This window comes from Arthrobacter sp. 10T413_2 (assembly GCF_056394205.1).
Window position 1 is genome coordinate 1 of sequence record NZ_JBFTHK010000010.1, and the last position, 16439, is coordinate 16439.

At 65.0% G+C, this 16439-nt stretch carries 15 protein-coding genes; 11 read left to right on the forward strand and 4 right to left on the reverse strand.

Annotated elements, in window-relative coordinates; all coding sequences use genetic code 11:
- The first annotated feature begins 2 nt into the window (after positions 1-2).
- Together AC1DBQ_RS03220 and AC1DBQ_RS03225 are read left to right on the forward strand one after the other, a co-directional pair.
- Positions 3-1379 (forward strand): aldehyde dehydrogenase family protein, encoded by a 1377-nt coding sequence (locus AC1DBQ_RS03220; RefSeq protein WP_476927131.1) that lies wholly within the window; start codon positions 3-5, stop codon positions 1377-1379.
- Positions 1380-1484: 105 nt separating this feature from the next.
- The gene (locus AC1DBQ_RS03225; protein ID WP_476927132.1) at positions 1485-2894 is read left to right on the forward strand and encodes an aspartate ammonia-lyase; all 1410 of its coding nucleotides are present in this window, start codon (positions 1485-1487) and stop codon (positions 2892-2894) included.
- Positions 2895-2899: 5 nt separating this feature from the next.
- Here AC1DBQ_RS03225 and AC1DBQ_RS03230 read toward each other — a convergent pair whose 3' ends face one another.
- The gene (locus tag AC1DBQ_RS03230; RefSeq protein WP_476927133.1) at positions 2900-3367 is read right to left on the reverse strand and encodes an Lrp/AsnC family transcriptional regulator; all 468 of its coding nucleotides are present in this window, start codon (positions 3365-3367) and stop codon (positions 2900-2902) included.
- Between the two features lie 76 nt (positions 3368-3443).
- Between AC1DBQ_RS03230 and AC1DBQ_RS03235 the strand changes: the two genes are divergently transcribed.
- Positions 3444-4199 (forward strand): HAD hydrolase-like protein, encoded by a 756-nt coding sequence (locus AC1DBQ_RS03235; protein ID WP_476927134.1) that lies wholly within the window; start codon positions 3444-3446, stop codon positions 4197-4199.
- A 191-nt stretch (positions 4200-4390) separates the two neighbouring features.
- On the opposite strand, the gene AC1DBQ_RS03240 is transcribed toward AC1DBQ_RS03235, so the two are convergent.
- The gene (locus tag AC1DBQ_RS03240; RefSeq protein WP_476927135.1) at positions 4391-5008 is read right to left on the reverse strand and encodes a TetR/AcrR family transcriptional regulator; all 618 of its coding nucleotides are present in this window, start codon (positions 5006-5008) and stop codon (positions 4391-4393) included.
- Positions 5009-5143: 135 nt separating this feature from the next.
- Positions 5144-5578 carry a YegP family protein gene (locus AC1DBQ_RS03245; RefSeq protein ID WP_476927136.1) on the reverse strand — a complete coding sequence of 145 codons (435 nt, stop codon included), beginning with the start codon at positions 5576-5578 and terminating at the stop codon, positions 5144-5146.
- Between the two features lie 339 nt (positions 5579-5917).
- On the opposite strand from AC1DBQ_RS03245, the gene AC1DBQ_RS03250 reads away from it, so the two are divergent.
- The 4 genes from AC1DBQ_RS03250 (at position 5918) to AC1DBQ_RS03265 (ending at position 8000) form a co-directional block, all read left to right on the forward strand.
- Positions 5918-6280 carry an ArsR/SmtB family transcription factor gene (locus AC1DBQ_RS03250; protein ID WP_476927137.1) on the forward strand — a complete coding sequence of 121 codons (363 nt, stop codon included), beginning with the start codon at positions 5918-5920 and terminating at the stop codon, positions 6278-6280.
- Between the two features lie 170 nt (positions 6281-6450).
- Positions 6451-6687, forward strand: coding sequence for a hypothetical protein (locus AC1DBQ_RS03255; RefSeq protein ID WP_476927138.1), 237 nt, complete (start codon positions 6451-6453; stop codon positions 6685-6687).
- 121 nt (positions 6688-6808) lie between these two features.
- A complete protein-coding gene (locus AC1DBQ_RS03260; RefSeq protein ID WP_476927139.1) occupies positions 6809-7444 on the forward strand; it encodes a LysE family translocator in 636 nt (211 codons plus the stop codon).
- A gap of 31 nt (positions 7445-7475) precedes the next feature.
- Positions 7476-8000 (forward strand): DUF2127 domain-containing protein, encoded by a 525-nt coding sequence (locus tag AC1DBQ_RS03265; protein WP_476927140.1) that lies wholly within the window; start codon positions 7476-7478, stop codon positions 7998-8000.
- An 11-nt stretch (positions 8001-8011) separates the two neighbouring features.
- On the opposite strand, the gene AC1DBQ_RS03270 is transcribed toward AC1DBQ_RS03265, so the two are convergent.
- On the reverse strand, positions 8012-8983 hold the full coding sequence (locus AC1DBQ_RS03270; protein ID WP_476927141.1) for a magnesium transporter CorA family protein: 972 nt from the start codon (positions 8981-8983) through the stop codon (positions 8012-8014).
- Between the two features lie 206 nt (positions 8984-9189).
- On the opposite strand from AC1DBQ_RS03270, the gene AC1DBQ_RS03275 reads away from it, so the two are divergent.
- From AC1DBQ_RS03275 to AC1DBQ_RS03290, 4 genes are all read left to right on the forward strand, one after another.
- The gene (locus tag AC1DBQ_RS03275; RefSeq protein ID WP_476927142.1) at positions 9190-10359 is read left to right on the forward strand and encodes an alkaline phosphatase family protein; all 1170 of its coding nucleotides are present in this window, start codon (positions 9190-9192) and stop codon (positions 10357-10359) included.
- Between the two features lie 154 nt (positions 10360-10513).
- Positions 10514-13189 carry a PEP/pyruvate-binding domain-containing protein gene (locus tag AC1DBQ_RS03280; RefSeq protein ID WP_476927143.1) on the forward strand — a complete coding sequence of 892 codons (2676 nt, stop codon included), beginning with the start codon at positions 10514-10516 and terminating at the stop codon, positions 13187-13189.
- Positions 13190-13385: 196 nt separating this feature from the next.
- Positions 13386-14411 (forward strand): DUF6454 family protein, encoded by a 1026-nt coding sequence (locus tag AC1DBQ_RS03285; RefSeq protein WP_476927144.1) that lies wholly within the window; start codon positions 13386-13388, stop codon positions 14409-14411.
- 188 nt (positions 14412-14599) lie between these two features.
- The gene (locus AC1DBQ_RS03290) at positions 14600-16345 is read left to right on the forward strand and encodes a phospholipase C (RefSeq protein ID WP_476927145.1); all 1746 of its coding nucleotides are present in this window, start codon (positions 14600-14602) and stop codon (positions 16343-16345) included.
- Positions 16346-16439 lie beyond the last annotated feature (94 nt).

Consider the following 16439-nt stretch of genomic DNA (forward strand, 5'->3'; position numbering starts at 1 on the left):
CGCTGCCGCAGTTCCGCGATGTGACGAGCCCCTTTGACGGCAGAGTGATCGGCGCGGTGTCGCTGACCGAATCCGCTGCCGGCAAAGCCGTGATCGAAACGGCTCGCATCGGCGCCCGGAAAGCACGGGCACTGTCCCGCAACGCACGCGGGAAGATACTGGACGGCGCCGCAACGGAGATCGAGAAGCGCAACGAGGAGTTCGCGCAAACCATTGTGTCCGAAGCCGGTAAAACAATCCGTCAGGCCCGGAAGGAAGTCCTGCGCGCAGTCAATACGCTCCGCCTCTCCGCGGCCGAAGCACGCCGGAACGCAGGCGAAGTCATCCCTTTTGACTCGTACGAGGGCTCGGAGGACCGCACCGGGTGGTACTCGCGCGAGCCGCTGGGCATCATTGCCGCGATCACTCCGTTCAACGACCCCCTCAACCTGGTGGCACACAAAGTCGGGCCCGCAATCGCGGGAGGAAACGCCGTAATCCTCAAACCCTCGGCCCTGACGCCCCTATCGGCCCAGCTGCTCACGGACGCCCTCGTGAACTCCGGTCTCCCGCCGGAGGCCCTCACGATTGTTCACGGCGACCGGGAAGTGGCCGAAACAATCATCAGGTCCCGGGACGTAAGAATGGTGTCCTTCACCGGGGGGTTCTCCACTGGTGAGAGTATCGCCCGCACCGCGGGCCTGAAGAAGCTTTCCATGGACCTTGGCGGAAACGCTCCCGTGATCGTCCTGGACGACGCCCACATCGACAACGCAGTGGAATCCTGCGTCTCCGGAGCGTTTTGGGCCGCCGGGCAGAACTGCGTGGGGGTGCAGCGGATCCTGGTAGCCGCCCCGGTGTATAGCGCGTTCCGTCAGCGCTTCCTGGAGGCAACGGCACAGTTGGTTACCGGAGATCCACTGGATGAACAGACGGATGTCGGGCCGATGATCAGCCCCGCTGCCGTGCACGGGTTACAGTCCAAGGTTGACGAGGCCCTCGACGCCGGCGCTGTCCTTCTCGCAGGCAATGTCACGGACGGCAACGTGCTTCACCCGACCGTTCTGGAAGCCGTCCCGGAAGACAGCCGGTTGTGGACGGAGGAAGTTTTCGGGCCGGTGGTCATGCTTCGAAAATTCAACACCTTCGACGAGGCCATCGAAGTCGCCAACGCCATCGAGTTCAGTCTCCACGCCGGCATATTCACCGACTCCCTGGCCAGGGCCATGGACGCAGCCCACCGCCTCGAAGCAGGCGGCGTAATGATCAACGATTCGTCGGACTACCGGTTCGACGGCATGCCGTTCGGCGGCGCCAAGTACGGGAGCATGGGCAGGGAGGGCGTCCATTTCGCGTATGAGGAGATGACCCAGCCAAAGGTCATCTGCATCAAGAAATGATCGAAGCGGAGGGGCGCGGCCGGTCCTTGCGCCCCTCCACTTCCTCCGAGTAAGCGGCACACAACTACGCCACCACCCACACTTTCACGCAGAGGATCGAAACCCATGACCACCCGCATCGAGACGGATTCGCTCGGGAACGTTCCCGTACCGGCCACAGCCTATTGGGGGGCACACACCGCCCGCGCCCTGGACAACTTCACCATCAGCGGTATTCCCGTCTCCCGCCACCCCCATCTGGTGCGTGCCCTGGCGATGATCAAGAACGCTGCGGCGCAGGCCAACTGCGAACTCGGCATCCTCAACCCGCGTGAAGCGACAGCGATCCGCGAAGCATGCCAGGAAATCCAGGACGGACATCACCACGAACACTTCTGCGTGGACGTCATCCAGGGCGGTGCAGGCACCAGCACGAACATGAATGCCAACGAGGTGATCGCGAACCTTGCGCTGGAAAAACTGGGCCACCGCCGCGGCGAATACCAGCACCTGCACCCCATTGACCACGTCAACCGGTGCCAATCCACAAATGACACCTATCCCACGGCGATCAAGCTGGCACTGAATTTCGCTACTGCAGAACTCCACCGGGAGTTGGGGAAACTTGCCGAATCCGCCCGCAACAAGGGCGCCGAATTCGCCGACGTCGTGAAGATGGGCAGAACACAGCTCCAGGACGCCGTCCCGATGACCCTTGGGCAGGAGTTCAATGCCTTCGCCGCGACGCTGGAAGAAGACCGCTGCAGGCTAAGGGAATCCACAGCGCTGATGCTCGAGTGCAGCCTCGGTGCCACCGCCATCGGGACGGGCATCACCGCCGAACCTGGATATCAACAACTCGTCCTTCGGGCACTGTCCGAAGTGTCCGGCGTCCCGGTCTTTCCCGCCGCTGATCTCATCGAAGCCACGTCCGACGTCGGCGTTTTCATGCACATGTCAGGCATGCTGAAACGCACGGCCATCAAGCTCTCCAAAATCAGCAGCGACCTCCGGCTGCTGTCGAGCGGTCCACAGAACGGCTTCGGCGAAATTATCCTGCCCCCGCGCCAGGCCGGGTCCTCAATCATGCCGGGAAAGGTCAACCCTGTCATCCCGGAGACCATGAACCAGATTGCCTTCGCAGTGGCCGGAGCCGACACCACAGTGACGATGGCTGCAGACAACGGCCAGCTCCAGCTCAATGCCTTCGAACCTGTCATTGCCCATGTCCTTCTTCAGAGCATTTCGTGGCTCGAACAAGGATCACGCGTTCTTCGTCGGTACTGCATAGAAGGCATTGAAGCGAACACCGGACGCCTCGCCCGCCAGACGGCAACCTCCGTAGGTCTCGCAACAGCCTTGATACCGGCAATAGGGTATGCCGCCGCTGTAGCGGTGGCCAAGGAAGCACTCCAGGACGGGTCCGCCATCCTGGAGATCGTCACCAGCAGGAACCTCATGGACCGGGACACAGCTCAGTTACTGCTTGAATCCGCCGTGCTGCCCGTCAGAAATGCCAACATGTCCGGCGTCTGATCACTTCACTCGCTGGCGCCGACCCCTCCGGTCCCCCGCCTGATGAAACTCGAAAGCGTCATGGCCGTCACCGTGTCCGTCACGCCAGGAATAGCCGCGATCTGCTCCCAGATCTCCTGAACCCTCTCCAGCGAACGGGCCTCGACCCTGACCAACAGGTCAAAGTCACCGCTCACGACATCACACAGAACCACCTCCGGAATCGACCGCAAGACGGTGATGACGTCCGACCCCCGCACCCGGTCCTTCCGGTAAACCATCAGGAAGGCGGACACCGGACCCTGGCCCGGCGGCCCGGCAACAATCGTGTACCCCTGGATATACCCCTGCCGCTCCATCCGTTCGATCCGCTGGCGAACGGCATTCCTCGACAGGAGGACCTTGGTCGCCAGCTCCGCATGGCTCATGCGGGCGTTCTTGGTGAGCTCCGCAAGAATCCTCTGATCAATCTGATCAAGACTCACTCGATCCATGCCTACCCTTCACCGCAACAATCCCCCGGGCACTACCGGAACGGAACCAATATCAAGACCGAAAGCCCTCGAAAAAATGACACCTCTGCACCAGGCCCGCCCCTCTCTCACTGGCGTTAGCTGCATCTTGTTCGACATGGACGGCACGCTCCTGGATTCAGCTCCCGGCGTGACAGCAAGTGCTGCCCAGGCCCTGGCAGCTGTAGGTGCGCCAATCCCCGCGATGGACACTCTGCGCCGGTTCGTCGGCCCGCCGATGATCGAGTCCTTCAGGACAGTCTCACAGTTGGACGAAGAAACCGCCCAAAGGGCCCTCCAACATTACCGCAAAGCGTATGCCGCTCATGGCGCTGAACAGTGCAGTCCATACGACGGGATCACAGACTTGCTTGAGCACCTACACACGGCCGGTCTTCCAATGGCTGTAGCCACTTCCAAGGTGGAAGACCAGGCAGTACGACTTGCACGACGGTTTGGGATTGAGCGCCACTTCATCAACGTGTGCGGGGCGTCGGACTCCGATGGAAGAGCGAGCAAGGCGGAGGTCATCGCCGAATTGCTGCTCCGGCTCCAACGCGAAGGCGTCGACATCTCCCGTCCCGCAATGGTTGGAGACCGAAGCTACGACGTCGCGGGAGCAGCCAAACACGGCATCCCCACGATATTCGCACTCTGGGGGTACGGGGAGGCCGAGGAAGCATCACAGGCGGCCGCCGTCGCTGCCTCCCCCGCGTCCCTGCTGCCACTGCTCCTGAAACACGACCGGCCGTCAGCCGCCCTGCATGAGAATCGCCCCTGCGATGAGTCCATGGCTTCGACCATCGGGGATTAACGCTCCACTGTGTGCCAGAAAACTGTGGATTGGCCGGAGTCGCGGCAGACAACGAAGACCCGCCTATTGGGGGTTAGACGGGCCTTCGCCTGCAACGGTACATCGCGCTGTCTCGGCCATCGAGTGTAGTAATCTCCCCCACCCACGGAGGGCGCCCGTGGTGCGGGGCTTGGTAACGAGTGGATCGCCGGTTACAGGCTCCGGTGGTGTTCGATCAGCCAGCGGGCCATTTGCTGCGCCCGCTTGGAAGCCAGGATGTCGCCTTCGGTCGCCGAGATGATGGAGCCCTTCATCAGGATGTGCCAGGAACGGGCAAATTCCTCGGGGCGGTTCAGCCCGGCTTCCTCGGCGAGAGCCTGGATGTGGTCCCTGATCCTGCTGAGGTATCCGATGCTTGCTATCCCCAAGGGGTGCCCCGGTCCCATCTCCAACAGGACGTTGATGAACGTGCACGCCTCGAAGTCTTCTCGCTTGAACCAGTCCCCGAACACGTCAAAGACGGCCAGTAGCCGTTCCTCGGCGGTGTTGCCGCGGCGCCTGGCCTCGGCCACGATGAGGTCCACGGTCCACACCTGGTCACGCAGCTCCAGGAAGGCAAGCACCAGCGCGTCCTTGGATGGAAAGTGCCGGTAGAACGTTGCCTTGGAGACGCCTGAGCTGTCGATCAGCTCGTTGACCCCGACGTCGCGGATGCCGCGGCGGGAGAACAGTTCGTAGGCGGTGGAGAGAATGCGGTCCACTGGATCATCGCGACCGGCCATCGCCGCGGCGGGCAACAACGTGGGACTGGCAGCTTCGTTGGCGGTCATTGTGGAAGAAATTTTACACGGGACCCTCGGGGCGGACTTGTGTGTCGTAAGTCGGCCCCCGGCCTCATGCGGTACAAGGCCGGGTAAACAAAGCCCGGACGTCCCTCCCGTGGATGGCACGGGAGAATCCGGGGTTCAGCAAGGGCTCAGCCCGGCCGGGGTAGCTGCCGCTCCCGGGGCTCGGCGCCACCTCATCATCATCATGTGATTCCGGGCAACGGCCCGCCCGCCAAGAAAATGTGCGGCGGAAGGGATACGGATGCGTGGCAGCCGGGCACGGGCCCCGGATGCTCCATCAGCGGCCGGATTCTCCTGCCGGACCCGATTCTGTGCAGTGGCCCCCGACGGAACCTGTACCGCCGCGGGTTCCTTTACGCCGTCGTCTCCCGGTGCCGAGATTTCACAAACCAGCCCCATTCCGGCGTACTCACGTACCGCGGCGATTCCTGCCACTGCGGACGGCTTGTCGGGGAATGACCTGGAGAGCGCCATCACCGTCCCGTCCGGGGCAGTCAAACGAAATCGATAGGAAGCATCGGAGCCGGTGAACAGTTCGAACATTCCTGCCATTGAACCCTCCTGAAAGTTGGGATCATTCTGCTCCGGTGACGCCGTTGTCACCGGAGGCAGCCTGAATCCACCTGTAGGACGCCGGCCGCTAGCAGAGGGCCGGATCGGATTGATGAATTCATGAAAGTCTGAACTACGGCCGCCGTCTGCGCAAGGGGTGCCCACACACCTGCCGCCGGCGGCGACACGACGGCAGTCCGGCGCTACGATGTAATGTGCGAGCGGGACCGCCCGGATGAGTGGGAGACAGACTTTTCTGTCTCGCGTGTGCTAATTTCCTCGGACCGGGTCCGGCACGGGCCTTGGGCCGTGAGTATTGGATGCGAAGGAGAAGGCCCCATGGCGGACGGATTGCCTGCAGGTCTTGTCCTGTCCGATGTGAAGGCCGAACTCTTCAAGGCGATGGGGCACCCTGCACGGGTCCAGCTCCTGGAAATGCTTGCTGACGGCCCAGTGGCCGTGAGCACGCTGCGCCACAACACCGGCCTCGAACCCTCCAATCTGTCCCAGCATCTCGGTGTACTGCGCCGCCAGCACCTGATTCTCCCGACCCGGCGGGAAGGGCGGCTGTTTTATGAGCTTGCCTGCCCCGAAGTGAACACTCTGCTGGGCGACGCCCGCTCTCTGCTCGGAACCCTCCTTCGCACCGCCCGGTTGAGCCTCCCTCAGGGCGAAACCTCAACGGACGACGCGATCCTGTAGGTGCATGCGTGCCGAGACGAGCGGCCGCCGCGCGGTTTCGGCACGGACGCGAGACAGACTGGTCCAACGTTCGATATCCTTTCCTGACCACCGGGTGCGGCCCGTCATCGGGCACGAATCGCTTCCCGGCTCAACTGCAATGAGGCAGAGACGGGACTGGAGGACAACCGGTGATCGATAGTGAAATCCTGGCTGTGGAAGCGGCTGCGGCCCGACTTGAGACATCCAGAACCAGCGAGGAGAACGCGGCCAGCCTGCAGTCCGCCATCGCCGCGGCAGTCACGCACGGCAAGTCCATAAGGGACGTGGCCGCCGCGGCACACCTCACGGCGCTTGAGGTCCTGGACGCCGCCGACGCAGTCACCTACCCGGGACCGGCATTGCAGGCGCCGAATATGGCGCAGTGAGCGTCACCCGCCCCACACATATTCCGAACGCCGGAACACCTGCCGTCTTCCCGGGCCTCTGGTCCGGTCCGGGTGTTGCCGCCGTTGCGCCCGGACAGCCGGCACCCGGACAATGGTGCTCATGACCGTCGTGACCCTGCTGGCCTTTGCCGGGCTGTGCCTCCTGCTCTCTGTCACCCCCGGCCCGGATACGTTCCTGGTGCTGCGGATCTCGCTGCAGAGTGCCGGGGCCGGCCTTGCCGCCGCGCTCGGCTCGGCCGTGGCATCCATGGTTTGGGCCGCGCTGGTGGGCGTGGGGCTCGCCGCCGTGCTGGAGGAATCCGCGGAAGTGTTCCGCTGGCTGAAGATCGCGGGCGGGCTGTACCTGCTGTACTTGGGAATTTCGTCGCTGATCCGGGCCCGCCGCACAAAGTCCTCCGCGACGGCCGGGCACGCTCCCCGCCGAAGCTACAGCCGGCGGGCAGGGTTCGGCGCCGGCGGCCTCTCCACGCTGCTCAACCCCAAGGTGGGCCTGTTCTACCTCGCCGTCGTGCCGCAGTTCATTCCGCACGGCGGCAACACGCTGGACACCGCCATGGTGCTGGGTGCCATCGAAAGCGCCATCGGGTTCCTCTACCTGGCGGCCGTATCCATCGCGGCGGCGAAAGCCATGGCCTGGCTGCAGCGCCCCCGGGTGAGCAGTTGGCTCGAACGCGGCAGCAGCGGCATCATCGCCGCGCTCGGCCTGGGCGTGCTGGCATCCAGCGCCAGCTCGTAGCCGTGCGGGAAGTCCGTGCCGGCGGTTTGCGGTGACGTTGGCTAAAGGCAGTACCGACAGGACGTTGCTGGACAAGACCTTCAGGGTCAGCCTGATTCTCAAAGGCCTTGACGGACTCTTGGAGCTCGCAGGAGGAATTCTTCTCCTGCTGGTCTCCCCCGCGCAGATCGGCGGCTGGGTCCGGTTACTGACACAGCACGAGCTCTCCGAAGATCCGCATGATCTCGCTGCCACCACCCTGGTGCACTGGGCCGGGACCATGACCGTCTCGGCGACCCTCTTCGGCGCCATCTACCTGCTGTTGCACGGAGCGGTGAAGGTGGTCCTGGTCTGGGCGGTGCTCAGGGACAAATTGTGGGCTTACCCATGGATGATTGCCTTCTTGATGGCCTTCATCCTCTACCAAAGTTATGAACTCGTGGTTGCCTTCTCCTGGGGGCTAGCCCTCCTGACAGCCTTCGATATCTTCATCGTCTGGCTCACCTGGCACGAATACGGGGCCCACCGCGCCCGCAACGCGAACACCCCCGCCGGCAACGCTGCGCGCCAGGCATAACACTGGCCGATCTAGATCCAGTCCCGCCTCTTGAACCCTCGGTACAGGAACACTGATCCGGCGACCATCAATGCGGTGGACAACCAGAGACCATAATCGCTCTGGAAGCCGAAAAACGGCACGTTCTGCCCGAAGAACCCTGTGACCGCGGTGGGTACGGCGATGATCGCGGCCCAACTGGTGACCTTTTTCATGACCAGGTTCATCTGGTTCCCCTGAATACTGATGTGGGTCTCCAGGATGGTCGTGACCAGGTCGCGGAGCGACTCCGTCCATTCCGTGGCCCGCAGCACGTGGTCGTAGACGTCCTGCAGGAACGGCTGCATTGCGGGGCTGCAGCCGACGAGGTCGTCCCGCCGGAGGAGGGTGTTGAGGACTTCGCGCATGGGCAGGACCACCCGGCGGAGCCGGACCAGGTTCTTGCGCAGCTCGAAGGTCTTTCGCTGCAGGTCGTGGTCCGGTGAGTGGTCATCGAAGAGCGATTCTTCAAGGGCGTCGATGTAGCCGTCCAGTTCCTGCACGGCGTCGAAGTGCCCGTCCACGATCATGTCCAGCAGGCCCCAGAACAGGAAAGGCACCCCGTGGGCGGCCAGGTCCGTCTCGGCATCCCAGTGCGCCATGAGTTTGTCCGTATCAAACCCGGGCCCGTGCACGGTCACGAGGACGTTCCGGGTCACGAATGCGGAGACCTCGGCAATGTCCACTTCCCCGCTGCCGGGCCGCAGCCCCGCCTGATAGGCCGACAGGAACAGGTGGTTGGCGTAGCGGTCCAGCTTGGGCCGCTGGAAATCATGGACGGCATCCTCAACGGCGAGGCGGTGAAACCCGTACACCGTCTCGACACCCAGAAGGTCATCCGCCGTCGGGTCCGTGAAATCGATCCACAGCACCACGTCGTCCTGGTGCGCCAGGGCCTCGATCTCGTGGGCGCGGACGTCGTCGCGTTCGAGCTTTCCTTCGCGGTACAGCCGTATGAATACCATCCGCGTCATGCTACGGGAGCTGCCTCCGAACATCCTCAACGTCGTAAACACGCCGGCTCGGCGCGCCCGGGCCTGTCCGGGGAGTGAGGCCCGTGTCTATTCTGTTTATGGACCGGCGTGACATACCGTCCGCAGGAACGGGCACCGGAGGCGCGCCGGATCCGGCGCGGGAGTATGGGTTTCGCCGGGAAGGGAATCCGGGTCTGATGAACCGAAGACGAGCGTTCCTTGGCATCGCCGTGGTCCTGCTTGTGATCTTTGGGGCCGGCGTCAGCCAACCGGATAGGCCGGCCGGCCGTCTTTCGCCTGTCCGCCACGTGTTTGTGATTGTGCTTGAGAACGCATCCTACGCGCACTCGTTCGGGCCGAATTCGCGCCTTCCGTTTCTGGCCCAAACGCTTCGCGGCCAGGGCGTTTTGCTGGACCAGTACTACGGGACCGCGCACTACAGTCTGGGAAATTACCTGGCCATGCTGGGCGGTGTCGCTCCGAGCCCCGACATCCAGATGGACTGCACCGCCTACACGGACATGGTGCACCCGTCCGCGGAACGCTTCGGGCAGGTCAAGTCCGACGCCGGCTGCATCTTTCCGGCCTCGGTGCCCACCCTGGCCGGCCAGCTCGCGGCACGGAGCCTGACCTGGAAGGGCTACATGGAGGACATGGGCAACGTCCCGGGGCGGGAAGAAGCCGTCTGCGGGAAGCCCTCGCTGGGTCCCGGATCCACGGACCTGACGCAGGAAGCCACGGCCGGGGATGCCTACACGGCCCGGCACAACCCGTTCCTGTATTTCGCGTCAGTGGCAGGAACCGCGGCGTGCGCCGCGAATGTCGGGTCCCTGGCCCGGCTGCCCCAGGATCTGACGGCCGTCTCAACCACCCCCAACCTGTCGTTCATCTCCCCCAGCTTGTGCAATGACGGACATAACCAGAGCTGTGATGGCCAGCCTGCCGGTCCCGCGGCGGAGGATGCCTGGCTGCGCACCTGGGTGTCCCTGATCTCGGCATCTCCCGCCTTTCAGGAAAGCGGTGCCATCATCATCGTCAACGATGAAGCCGACGGCGACACCAGCGCCTGCTGTAATGAGCCCTCCGGCCCCAACGTTGCCGCGCCCGGCCTGCCGCCGTCGGCCGCGAAGGATGGCACGTTTGCGGCTGGGCCCGGCAACGGAAAGGGCGGCGGACGCATCGGCGCGCTGGTGCTCTCGCCCTTCGTCCGGCCCGGGACAACGAGCTCCACACCGTATAACCACTACTCGCTCCTGAAAAGCATCGAGGACCTGTTCGCCCTGCCCTACCTCGGCTATGCAGGAACTCCCGGGCTCGCCGGTTTCGGGGCTGACGTATGGACCGACGGGCGCGACGCCGGCCGCTGACCATGCGACCGGCCCGCGTCAGGCGGTCCCCGGCCGCGCAGCCTGGAGCTAGGGCAACGGCTGCAGCTATGGCCCCCGGCCTGCGGCAGTGCCAGTATGTTGAGGGTCACGCTCAACGAAGGCGCCCCGGCTCCCGGCAGAAAGGTGCTCGGTCATGACCTACATCAACAACCTCGGCGATGTGGGGCAAAGCGACGTCGCCGTGGCCGGCGGCAAAGGCGTCGGCCTGGCCGGCCTCGTTCAGGCCGGGCTGCCGGTTCCCCCGGGATTCGTGCTGAACACCGCAGCCTACGCGGATTTTGTGGACGCCAATCGCCTTCAGGCCGGCATCCGGGAGCTCGCCGCGCTGTCACCGCTGGCAGCGCCACAGGATTACGAGGATGCCTCGAACCGGATCCGCGCCCTGTTCGCCGGCGGAACCATGCCGGCCGCGATCGCAGCCGAACTCGGCGCCGCCTACCGTCTCCTCGGCGACGGGGATGCAGCCGTGGCGGTGCGCTCCTCCGCTACGGCCGAGGACCTCCCCTCCGCCAGCTTCGCCGGGCAACAGGAAACCTACCTCAACGTCGTGGGGGCGCAAGCCCTGGCCGCGGCCGTGACCGATTGCTGGGCCTCCCTGTGGACAGCGCGTGCCATGGCCTACAGGGCCCGTGAAGGCATCGGACCGGACGCGGTGCGTCTCGCCGTCGTAGTCCAGCGCATGATCGAGGCCGAGGCCGCCGGGGTGATGTTCACCGCCAATCCGGCCAACGGGCGCCGCGACCAGATCGTGATCAGCGCCGCGTGGGGTCTGGGCGAATCCGTGGTCGGCGGCACGGTCACCACCGATGACGTCGTCATCGAAGCGGGCTCTGGCCGTGTGCTCTCGCGCCGGACCGCCGACAAGGAAGTCATGACCGTCTTCGCGGACCACGGCACCCGGGAGCAGCCTGTGCCGGCCAGCCGCCGTCGTGAGCCCGTACTCGACGACCAGGCGGCGGCGGAGCTGGCCGGCTACGGAACCCGGATCGCGGACCATTTCGGGGCCCCGCAGGACATCGAGTGGGCACGGGCCGGTGCCGAGTTCTTCCTCCTGCAATCCCGCCCGGTCACCGCACTGCCGGAACCGGCGGCTGATGCCCCGGACACGTGGACGGTGCCCTATCCGAAGGGGCTCTACTTCCGGGCGAGCATCGTGGAACAGCTGCCTGACCCGCTCTCACCGCTGTTCGCCGATCTCATTGACGGCTCGGTGTCCCGGTCGCTGAGGGCCTTGATGGCCGGTGCCATCGGCAAGAACGTCATCGGGGAGGACGAAGTCGGGCTGCCCACCATTAACGGCTACGCCTATTACTACTACCGCACCTCGGCAATGTTGCGCGTGACGGCTATGTCGCTGGCCGCGATGCGCGCGCTGATCCGCGGCACGGCGCACATGGGAGTGGCCGGCTGGCGGGAGTATTCGCATCCCCGCTACGAGCGGGTGATCAAGGACTGGTCGGCGAAGCCCATCGGGGGGCTCTCCGGGGAGCAACTGTTGGAGGGTGTGCAGACGTTGCTGGACGCCGGCACCGTCTACTACACGGCGGTGCAGTCAATCATTCCGGTCGCTGCGACAAGCGAAATCTCCTTCCGGGCCTACTACGACAAGTTGGTTCGGCGCGACGGAGACGCCCCGGCCCAGACGTTCCTCCTCGGCTACGACAGCGAACCCATCCGGGCGGAGAAGTCGCTGTACGACCTCGCAACCTGGGCCCGGGGTGTTCCGGGACTCGCCCCGGCGATCCTCAACGCACCGACGCAAGCCCTGGTCGAGTCGCAGCGCACCGGGGTGCCGCCGGCCGGCATGGACCAGGCACTCTGGGGGCAATGGCGTCCCCGCTTCCAGGACCACCTCAGCCGGTACGGCCATGCAGTCTACAATCTGGACTTCGTCTGCCCGGTGCCCGCAGATGATCCCTCGCCGCTGCTCGAGACGGTGAAGTTCTACCTGCGGGGACAGGGCACGGACCCGCATGAACGCCAGCGGATGTTGGCCGCCCGCCGGGAAGAGGAAACCGGCCGAACGGCCGCCCGGCTTGGACCGCGGCGCCGGGCCGCGTTCCTCCGGCTGCTCCGGTGGGCGCAGAATGCCGCCCCGATTCGCGAGGACGCCCTGGCCGACGTCGGACTGGCCTGGCCCCTGCTGCGGCGGATGCTGCTCGAGCTCGGCCGACGGCTGGTTGGCTCCGCCGTCATCGCCGAGCCCGGCGACGTCTTCTGGCTCCGCCACCGGGAGCTGCGAAGCGCCGTCGAGTTCGGCCTCGCCGCGCCGGGCGCCCCGGCGGCCGTGGCCATTACCGGGGCAGACCGGCCCGTCCGGGCCGCCGCCATCGAGGAGCGCAAGATGCTCTGGCGGGGCCAGGCCAAGGCCGCCGCCCCGCAGCTGCTGCCCGAGAGCCGGTGGATGGAGCGGGCCTTCGGGTCCATGATGCCGGCAGCCTCACAAGAGCAGCCGGGCGACGTCATCAAAGGCACCGGTGCCAGCTCGGGCCGGGTCAGCGCTCCCGCCCGCGTCCTGCGAGGACCCGAGGATTTCGCGACAATGGTTCCCGGCGACGTTCTGGTCGCCCGCATCACCACTCCCGCGTGGACCTCGCTGTTCGCGATGGCCTCCGCCGTGGTCACCGACGTCGGCGGCCCGTTGAGCCACAGTTCGATCGTCGCCCGGGAGTACGGCATCCCGGCCGTGCTCGGCACCGGTGTGGCCACCCAGAGGCTGACCAGCGGCCAGCGGATCCGGGTCGACGGCGACGCCGGCACCGTCACGGTCGAAGGGCATCCTCGTCCAGCGGACGGTGGATCCGCCTAAGCTCTGCGCAACTGCTCCGCCCGCTCACATCCCGCCGCCACCCTCGCGTCGCTACGGGCCGCCTCATGTCCGACATTCGACACCTGCGCCCGGGCCGCGGGCGCAACCTGCCGTTCACCACCCCGCCCCGGGGGATTCATTACCGGTAAGTAACGTGGTGAGTTCTTGTTGAGACCCAACCTTGAGAGGCTCCCCCATGAGCACGACTCGCACCCGAGGCATCCTCACGGCCACCGCGACCATCATCCTGGCCGCATCCGCGATCTGCGCCGCCGCGGCCGCCCAGGCGGCAGGCAATAATGACCAGCACGAGGGCAACGCCCAATCCGGCAGCCACGGTGATACGAACGCGTCCCTGGCCGACGCCTTCAACGGTGTTGACCGGAACACGAACTGGCAGCAGACGTCCAAGCTGAAGCTGAACTTCCCCACTTACCACACCGAGGGAATCGCCTACAGCCAGGACCACATTTTCCTCTCCGCCGTCCAGATCATTGAACCGACCACGAAGTTCCCGACCCCGCAGAACGGGTTCGACCGCACCGCCGGCAAGGGCATCGGGCACCTGTTCGTCATGGACAAGGCCGGCAACCTCCAAAAGGACATCACGCTCGGCGAAGGCGACATGTACCACCCGGGAGGCCTTGACTTCGACGGTACCAACGTCTGGATCCCGGTAGCCCAGTACCGGCCAAACAGCAGCGCCATCATCTACCGGGTCGACGCCAACACCCTCGACGTGCACAAGCAATTCGAAGTCAAGGACCACTTCGGCGGCATCGTGATGGACAAGCAGACCGGCCACCTGATCGGCAACACCTGGGGGTCGCGCCGCTTCGCGGAATGGGATCTGCAGGGCAAGCAGCTTTCCGCCTGGGAGAACCCGAACTTTTTCATCGACTACCAGGACTGCCAGTACGTGCCCAACTCCAAAATGCTCTGCGACGGGATCACCAACCTCCCGCAGACCCCGGCGGCCGGTGGCAACGGTGCCACCTACGAACTGGGAGGAATGGCGATGATCGACCTCAAATCCCACAGCGTGATCCGTGACGTCCCGTTCCAGCAGTGGTCCACCGCCGGGCACGTGGCCACCCGCAACCCGTTCAAAATGACCGCCGATGGGAATCACCTCACGATGAAGGTGGCACCCGATAACGGCGACGAAGGCAACGGCACCGAAATCCTCACCTACGAAGCCACCGTCACCCCCGCCAAATAGGGCAATCCGGCGGCGGCCGGACCGCGACACGGCGGATCCCGGCCCATCCGTGGCGACCGACACTAAGCAGGCTTTCTTTGGCCTCGTGCCGTTTACCGCGGATTCATGACAAACCCCTACCGTCGGCGATGAATGCGAAGCCGGCCTTTGACGGCGGACACCCCTGAACCGGAACGATTGGATAACCCATGCCTCATCCAGCACAACGTTTTACCCGAAAGCGCGTCGCCGCCGCCACGGGCGCTGCAGCCCTGGCGGCCACGGCGCTGACAGCCGGAGCGATCGGCTTCGGCGCAGGGCCGGCTTCTGCCGGCGAAAACCACAGCGGCACCGCGACGCCGATCAAGCACGTGGTGGTGATCTTCCAGGAGAACGTCTCGTTCGACCACTACTTCGCCACCTACCCCCAAGCCGCCAACACCCCGGGTGAAGCCCAGCAAGGCACGGGCACCGCAGCAGCTTCCTTCACCGCCGCGAAGAACACGCCCAAGGACATCAACACCTTGGCTACAGCGGGCCTCCTGGCACCAAACAATCCCAACGCGGTGCAACCGGCCCGGCTCTCGCCGATGCAGGCCGTCACCTGCGACCAGGACCATGGGTACACTGCCGAACAGAAGGCGTACAACGGCGGCGCGATGGACCAGTTTGTCCAGTTCACCAGCCGGGACTCGTGCGGCACCAACCAGTACGGCCGCCCCGGGCTGACCATGGACTACTACGACGGCAACACCGTCACCGGCATTTGGAACTACGCCCAGAACTACGCCATGAGCGATAACCACTTCAGTACCGTCTTCGGGCCATCCACTCCGGGCGCGCTGAACCTGGTCTCGGGCCAGACCCACGGGGCCACGGAATACACTGCCGCCGGGCAACCCGTGGCCACACCGGCAGCCGGAAGCAGCACTGTCCGCCAGCCTGAGGCGAACGGCGTCGGCACCGTCATCAACGATCCGGACCCGGTCTACGACGACTGCTCGAACAATAGCCACGCCAAAACCAACAACCTGGCCGGCATGACCGGCAGGAACATCGGCGACCTTCTCAACGCCAAGGGCACATCCTGGGGCTGGTTCCAGGGCGGCTTCACACCGACCACTGCCGCGACAGGGACCACGCCGGCGTCGTGCCTGTCCAGCCACACGAACGCCGCCGGTGCCAGCGTCGTTGACTACTCCCCGCACCACCAGCCGTTCCAGTACTACGCCTCGACCGCCAACCCGCACCACCTGGCGCCGGCGTCGGACGCGGAAATCGGCCACAACGGCCAGGCGAACCACCAGTACGACCTCACCGCATTCAACAAAGTGGTCAACACCGACAACATGCCCGCCGTGTCCTTCCTGAAGGCGGGAATGTACCAGGATGGCCACGCCGCCTATTCTGATCCCGTCGACGAGCAGAACTTCATCACCAACACCGTGAACCAGATCCAGAACTCCAAGAACTGGGAGAACACGGCCGTGGTACTCGCCTACGACGACTCGGACGGCTGGTACGACCACGCCGCCGCCAAGGTGAAGAACTCCTCAAACTCCGCCGACGACGCCGCCTGGTGCCAGACCGCTGCGGCCAGCGGAATCCCGATGGCCGGCGGTTACGCTGACCGCTGCGGCCCCGGCCCCCGCCAGCCGCTCGTGGTCATTTCTCCGTATGCGAAGAAGAACTATGTGGACCACACCCAGACGGACCAGGCCTCGATCCTGCGCTTCATCGAAGACAACTGGCACACCGGCCAAATCGGCGACGCCTCCGCGGACGCGACAGCCGGCTCGGTGAACGCCATGTTCAACTTCGACAGGCAGCGCACCGACAAAGTCCTGCTCAACGAACAGACCGGCGCCGTCGCCTCCATCACCACTACAGAGGACGGCAACCACTCCGGCCACGACGACGGCGGCAACAAGCGCGGCAGCAACTCCGGGGAGTAACTGCCCGCAGCGGACCGGTCTGTGTCCGCCAGGAAAACATCACTCCAGGAAACGCCATCCGGCCGGCAGCCGGGTGGCGTTTCCGGTACCTCCT

Excerpts from the sequence above, each read along its gene's own strand:
- AC1DBQ_RS03285 (WP_476927144.1), top strand. The coding sequence starts at position 13,386 with ATGAGCACGACTCGCACCCGAGGCATCCTCACGGCCACCGCGACCATC.
- AC1DBQ_RS03270 (WP_476927141.1), bottom strand. The coding sequence starts at position 8,983 with ATGGTATTCATACGGCTGTACCGCGAAGGAAAGCTCGAACGCGACGAC.
- AC1DBQ_RS03280 (WP_476927143.1), top strand. The coding sequence starts at position 10,514 with ATGACCTACATCAACAACCTCGGCGATGTGGGGCAAAGCGACGTCGCC.
- AC1DBQ_RS03240 (WP_476927135.1), bottom strand. The coding sequence starts at position 5,008 with ATGACCGCCAACGAAGCTGCCAGTCCCACGTTGTTGCCCGCCGCGGCG.
- AC1DBQ_RS03235 (WP_476927134.1), top strand. The coding sequence starts at position 3,444 with ATGACACCTCTGCACCAGGCCCGCCCCTCTCTCACTGGCGTTAGCTGC.
- AC1DBQ_RS03250 (WP_476927137.1), top strand. The coding sequence starts at position 5,918 with ATGGCGGACGGATTGCCTGCAGGTCTTGTCCTGTCCGATGTGAAGGCC.
- AC1DBQ_RS03260 (WP_476927139.1), top strand. The coding sequence starts at position 6,809 with ATGACCGTCGTGACCCTGCTGGCCTTTGCCGGGCTGTGCCTCCTGCTC.
- AC1DBQ_RS03275 (WP_476927142.1), top strand. The coding sequence starts at position 9,190 with ATGAACCGAAGACGAGCGTTCCTTGGCATCGCCGTGGTCCTGCTTGTG.
- AC1DBQ_RS03290 (WP_476927145.1), top strand. The coding sequence starts at position 14,600 with ATGCCTCATCCAGCACAACGTTTTACCCGAAAGCGCGTCGCCGCCGCC.
- AC1DBQ_RS03245 (WP_476927136.1), bottom strand. The coding sequence starts at position 5,578 with ATGGCAGGAATGTTCGAACTGTTCACCGGCTCCGATGCTTCCTATCGA.
- AC1DBQ_RS03230 (WP_476927133.1), bottom strand. The coding sequence starts at position 3,367 with ATGGATCGAGTGAGTCTTGATCAGATTGATCAGAGGATTCTTGCGGAG.
- AC1DBQ_RS03225 (WP_476927132.1), top strand. The coding sequence starts at position 1,485 with ATGACCACCCGCATCGAGACGGATTCGCTCGGGAACGTTCCCGTACCG.